5 protein-coding genes are annotated in these 5,704 nt (G+C 70.5%); 2 read left to right on the top strand and 3 right to left on the bottom strand.

Going from position 1 to position 5,704, the window contains the following annotated elements; genetic code table 11:
• The 3 genes from ABDW35_RS30895 to ABDW35_RS30885 form a co-directional block, all read right to left on the bottom strand.
• A partial coding sequence (locus tag ABDW35_RS30895; RefSeq protein WP_343717680.1) for an inner membrane CreD family protein occupies positions 1-303 on the bottom strand: 303 nt, incomplete at its 3' end.
• Between the two features lie 103 nt (positions 304-406).
• Positions 407-829 carry a VOC family protein gene (locus ABDW35_RS30890; RefSeq protein WP_343717679.1) on the bottom strand — a complete coding sequence of 141 codons (423 nt, stop codon included), beginning with the start codon at positions 827-829 and terminating at the stop codon, positions 407-409.
• Positions 830-1,062: 233 nt separating this feature from the next.
• Positions 1,063-2,145 carry an esterase-like activity of phytase family protein gene (locus tag ABDW35_RS30885; protein ID WP_343717678.1) on the bottom strand — a complete coding sequence of 361 codons (1,083 nt, stop codon included), beginning with the start codon at positions 2,143-2,145 and terminating at the stop codon, positions 1,063-1,065.
• Positions 2,146-2,240: 95 nt separating this feature from the next.
• On the opposite strand from ABDW35_RS30885, the gene ABDW35_RS30880 reads away from it, so the two are divergent.
• Together ABDW35_RS30880 and acnA are read left to right on the top strand one after the other, a co-directional pair.
• Positions 2,241-3,074, top strand: a complete 834-nt coding sequence (locus ABDW35_RS30880) for an alpha/beta hydrolase (RefSeq protein ID WP_343717677.1) — start codon at positions 2,241-2,243, stop codon at positions 3,072-3,074.
• 89 nt (positions 3,075-3,163) lie between these two features.
• A partial coding sequence (gene acnA / locus ABDW35_RS30875; RefSeq protein ID WP_343717676.1) for an aconitate hydratase AcnA occupies positions 3,164-5,704 on the top strand: 2,541 nt, incomplete at its 3' end.

Raw genomic sequence — 5,704 nt, 5'->3', positions numbered from 1 at the left:
CACGAGCTGGCGCTCCAGCGGCGGCAGCGGCGTGCCGTCGGCGCGCGGCTCGGACGGCAGCCGGAACGGCACCACCAGGATCGGCCCGATGACGCGCTGCGGCCCGCCCCAGCTGCCGCCGATCTCCGCCACCACCTCGCGGTAGCGGTCCTCGCGCTCGCCGATCACGTCATAGACCAGGAACACCGGCAGCAGGAACGCGACGGTCAGCAGGACGATGGCCAGGACCTTCAGCGCCGGCGACCCGGCGCGGAGGCGCCGGGCGGGCCAGGCGGCGGCCGGCGGGACGGGGTCGATGCTCATGGCGGGCCTCGCTCAAGGCTGCGAAGCCCGCAGCGTCCAGCCCGCCGATGGCCGCTTCGTGGCGATGCGGCGGAAAGCTGGGGGCGCCGCCGCCCGCCCGCGCCTAGTAGTTGGCGCGCAGCCCCGGCGTCGCCAGCTCGATGGCGTGGCCGTCGGGGTCGCGGAAGTACAGGCTGCGGCCGCCGCGCCGCCAATGGGTCTCGCCGGCCAGCGGGACGCCCTCGCGCTCCAGCTTCGCACGCCACGCCGGCAAGTCCTCCGTGGCGATGGCGAAGGCCATATGCAGCCGGCCCTGCCCTTCATGGCCCGGGATCGTGCCCTCGTCATCGACCATGCCGTCGGAGGTCAGGCCGTGGCGGAACAGCAGCAGCGCGCCCTGGCGCCCGGCATCCAGCGCCGCCAGCCGCGGCGAGCGCGACAGCAGCTCCAGCCCCAGCACCCGCTGGTAGAACTCGGCCGACCGGTCGACATCCTCGACATAGAGGCAGGTCTCGGCCAGCCCGTTGATCCGCGGTGTCGTCTCCATTCCCCGGCTCCTCCGTTTCGCGGCGCCAGGGTGACCCGCCGGGCCCGGCCGGTCCAGCCGCGGATTACATGGGCTTAGAGGCCCCACAGGTCGCCTTGCGCCTACCCCAAGCTGTCATTGCCGGGCTTGACCCGGCAATCCAGGGGCCATCAAGAGCTGCTCTGGCTGCTCCTGGATCCTCGGGTCAAGCCCGAGGATGACAACGGGGGAGCCACGAACAACCGCCGCCTTCCTCAGGGCAGCACCTCGAACACCAGGGCCTTGGTCACCTGCAGCGGGTTGAAGTTGTCGTCGGACATAACGACCAGGCTGCGATGGCCGTTCGCGAGTGCCGGCCCCCAGCCCATCGCCTCGAAATTGTCGAGGGTCACGCCGAGCGTGCCGAAATCCAGCAGCAGCGTCTTCTGCATGGCCAGCCAGCTGCCATCGAGCAGCGAATCGAGCTTCGAGACGTCGGTGGCCAGGGCCGGGTCGGCGCGATACAGCCGGATCGAGTTGCCGCGGCCCTGGGCATAGGCGCGCTCCAGCACCAGCAGCGTGCCGTCGCCCGCCGGCAGGATCTCCGACACGCCATTGTCGGCGGAGCCGCCCAGGATCGGCGCCATCGGGATCGGGTCGGTGACGTAGACATGCTCCGGTCCCGGCGCGCCGGTCGCGATGTCGAAGCTGGCGATCCGTACCGGGCTGCCCTCGGCCAGCGAGGCGACGGGGCCATCCTGGACCAGGGCGCTTTCCATCGAGACGAACAGCGTCCGCCCGTCCGGCGCCAGAGCCAGCCCCTCGAAGGTCAGGTTGTCGCGCGGGCCGCTGTCCCTGTCCTCGGAGACGCGGTAGCGCTGCGGCAGGTCCAGGCCGCGCCGCCAGCTGCCATCCGGCGCGGCAACGCTGATCGCCGGGTCGATCCCGGCCTTCACCCCGCCCTCGCTGCTCCAGTACAGCAGGCCCGAGGCGGGATCGCGGCGGATCGCCTCCGGGTCGACGCTCTTCGGCGCGAAGCTGGCCCCGGCCGCGTCGCGCAGCGTGGTCACGCCGGTGACCGCGATGCCGCGCACCGCCTCGGCGTCGTAGTCGATGGCGAGGGTGTAGAACCGGGCCGGCGCCTTCTCCGACCGGTCGTCGCTGAGGGCGATCCACCGCCGGGCCGCCAGGTCCCAGTCCAGCCCCGACAGGCCGCCGACGGCCGTGCCCTGGTAGTCCAGGCCCTTCGGCAGCGCCGCCTCCCCGATCAGCCGCAGCCGGCCGAACCCTTCCGCCTGCGCCGGCAGCGCGGCACAGGCCAGCAGCGCGCCGACCACGGCGATCCCGAACCTGCTCATATCCGATCTCCCCCGAACCCCACCCGCGCCCCTGTTGACCACGACAGCGCGACAACGGCATGACGAGCGCGTGTTGGCTTGATGACGGAGCGGCGATGGACACCCCGACGAGCGATCCCGTTCCGCTGCGGCGCAGCGAAGGCTTCGTCCGCGTCGATGGCCACAGCCTGTACTGGCAGCGCCTCGATCCGCCCGGCAGCGCCGGGCGCCTCCCCATCCTTCTTCTACACGAAGGGCTCGGCTCCGTCGCGCAATGGACGCGGCGCGGCGTCGATGTCGCGGCCCGGCTGGCCGAGGCGACCGGCCATCCGGTGCTGGCGCACGACCGGCTGGGCTTCGGCCGGTCCGACCCGCTGCCGGCGCCACGCCGGGACGACTACCTCTATCAGGAGGGGCGCGAGGCGCTGCCGCGGATGCTGGACGCGCTCGGGGTCGAGCGCGTGGGGCTGGTCGGGCACAGCGACGGCGGCAGCATCGCCCTGATCTTCGCCGCCGCCCATCCCGGCCGCTGCGCCTGGGCCGTGACCGAGGCGGCGCATGTCCTCGTCGAGGAGGAGACGCTGGCCGGCATCGCCGCGGCCCACACCGCCTTCCATGCCCCGGGCTCCAGACTGCGCGCAGTGCTGGCCCGCTATCACGGCGACAAGACGGATTTCACCTTCGCCAACTGGGCCGAGCTGTGGCCGACCCCCGGATTCCGCAGCTTCGACATGCGTGACGCGCTGCCCTCGATCCGCTGCCCGGTGCTGGCGATCCAGGGGGCGGAGGACGAATACGGCACCCCGGCCCAGCTGGACGCCATCAAGGCCGGGGTTTCCGGGCCTTGCGAGACCTGGCTGGTGCCGGATTGCCGGCACGCGCCGCATTTCGAGGCCGCCGAACGGGTGCTGCCCCGGATCGCCGCCTTCGCAGTTGCGAACGGTTCTTGACCCGTTGCATTTGAACGGCTTGCGCGGACGCGCTACATGAAGGCCGCACAGCCCATCCGAGACCAGCCTTCGACCGAAGGAGCCCTTCCGTGACCTTCACCGGACATGACACGCTCAAAGCCCGCCGCCAGCTGACGGTCGACGGCAAGAGCTACGACTATTTCAGCCTCGAAGCCGCCCAAGCCCAGCTCGGCGACGTCGCCCGCCTGCCCTTCTCGCTGAAGGTGCTGCTGGAGAACCTGCTGCGCTACGAGGATGACCGGTCGGTCACGGTCGACGACGTCAAGGCCATGGCGCAGTGGCTGAAGGACCGCCGGTCCGACCGCGAGATCGCCTACCGCCCGGCCCGCGTGCTGATGCAGGACTTCACCGGCGTCCCCGCCGTGGTCGACCTCGCCGCGATGCGCCAGGCGATGGTCTCGCTGGGCGGCGACCCGCAGCGGATCAACCCGCTCTCGGCCGTCGACCTGGTGATCGACCACTCGGTGATGGTCGACGCCTTCGGCACCCCGAACGCCTTCCAGAAGAATGTCGACCTGGAGTTCGAGCGCAACCACGAGCGCTACGCTTTCCTGCGCTGGGGCCAGACCGCCTTCGACAATTTCCGCGTCGTCCCGCCCGGCACCGGCATCTGCCACCAGGTGAACCTGGAGTACCTGGCCCAGACCGTGTGGGTGGAGAAGGACCGCAACACCGGCAACCAGGTCGCCTATCCCGACACGCTGGTCGGCACCGACAGCCACACCACCATGGTCAACGGCCTGGCCGTGCTGGGCTGGGGCGTCGGCGGCATCGAGGCCGAGGCGGCGATGCTGGGCCAGCCGGTGTCGATGCTGATCCCTGAGGTGATCGGCTTCAAGATCACCGGCAAGCTGAAGGAAGGCCGCACCGCCACCGACCTGGTGCTGACGGTCACCCAGATGCTGCGCAAGAAGGGCGTGGTCGGCAAGTTCGTCGAGTTCTACGGCGAGGGCCTGGACCACATGCCGCTGGCCGACCGCGCCACGATCGGCAACATGGCCCCGGAATACGGCGCCACCTGCGGCTTCTTTCCGATCGACGCCGAGACGCTGCGCTATCTCGAATTCTCCGGCCGCGACCCGCACCGCGTCCGCCTGGTCGAGGCCTATGCCAAGGCCCAGGGCATGTGGCGCGAGGCCGGCACCCCGGACCCGGTGTTCACCGACACGCTGGAGCTGGACCTGGGCGATGTCGAGCCGTCGCTGGCCGGGCCGAAGCGGCCGCAGGACCGGGTCGCCCTGACCCAGGCCGCCACCGCCTTCAACAAGCTCCTGGCCGATGCCGGCACCGCCGCCGCCCCGACCAAGGTCGAGGGCATGGACCATGACCTGAACCACGGCGACGTGGTGATCGCGGCGATCACCAGCTGCACCAACACTTCGAACCCGTCTGTGATGGTCGCGGCCGGCCTGGTGGCCCGCAAGGCGCGTGAGAAGGGCCTGACCCGCAAGCCCTGGGTCAAGACCTCATTGGCCCCGGGCAGCCAGGTGGTGACCGAGTACCTCAACGCCGCCGGCCTGAACGTCGACCTCGACGCCATCGGCTTCAACACCGTCGGCTATGGCTGCACCACCTGCATCGGCAATTCCGGCCCGCTGCCCGACGAGATCGCCGCGGCGGTCGAGAAGGGCAACCTGAACGTCGCCGCCGTGCTGTCGGGCAACCGCAACTTCGAGGGCCGCATCAGCCCGCATGTGCGGTCGAACTATCTGGCCTCGCCGCCGCTGGTGGTCGCCTACGCCCTCCTGGGCAGCATGACCAAGGACATCACCACCGAGCCGCTGGGCACCGGCAGCGACGGCCAGCCGGTCTATCTGAAGGATGTCTGGCCGACCGCGCAGGAGATCGCCGAGACGATCGAGCAGTGCCTGACGCCGGAGATGTTCCGCAGCCGCTACGCCAACGTGTTCGAGGGCCCGCGCGAGTGGCGGAGCATCGAGACGAAGGAGAGCGAGACCTACGACTGGAACCCGGGGTCCACCTACGTCCAGTACCCGCCCTTCTTCACCGGCATGCAGAAGGAGCCGGAGCCGGTGACCGACGTGCGCGGCGCCCGCCTCCTGGCGGTGCTGGCCGACAGCGTCACCACCGACCACATCTCGCCGGCCGGCTCGATCAAGAAGGACAGCCCGGCGGGCGAGTACCTGCTGGAGCACCAGGTCCGGCCGCTCGACTTCAACAGCTACGGCGCCCGCCGCGGCAACCATGAAGTGATGATGCGCGGCACCTTCGCCAACATCCGCATCAAGAACGAGCTGGTGCCGGGCATCGAGGGCGGCTTCACCAAGCATCAGCCCTCGGGCGACGTGCTGCCGATCTACGACGCCTCGATGCGCTATCAGGCCGAGGGTGTGCCGCTGGTGATCATCGCCGGCAAGGAGTACGGCACGGGCTCCAGCCGCGACTGGGCGGCCAAGGGCACTCGCCTGCTGGGCGTCAAGGCCGTGGTGGCCGAGAGCTTCGAGCGCATCCACCGCTCGAACCTGGTCGGCATGGGCGTGCTGCCGCTGCAGTTCACCGGCGGCACCACCCGGCTGGACCTGAAGCTGGACGGCACCGTGACCTTCGACATCCTCGGCATCGCCGACGGTCTGAAGCCGCGGATGGAG

Source organism: Inquilinus sp. (assembly GCF_039594555.1).
In the GTDB taxonomy this organism is placed as follows: Bacteria; Pseudomonadota; Alphaproteobacteria; order DSM-16000; family Inquilinaceae; genus Inquilinus.
This window is presented reverse-complemented; position numbering and strand designations above follow the sequence as displayed.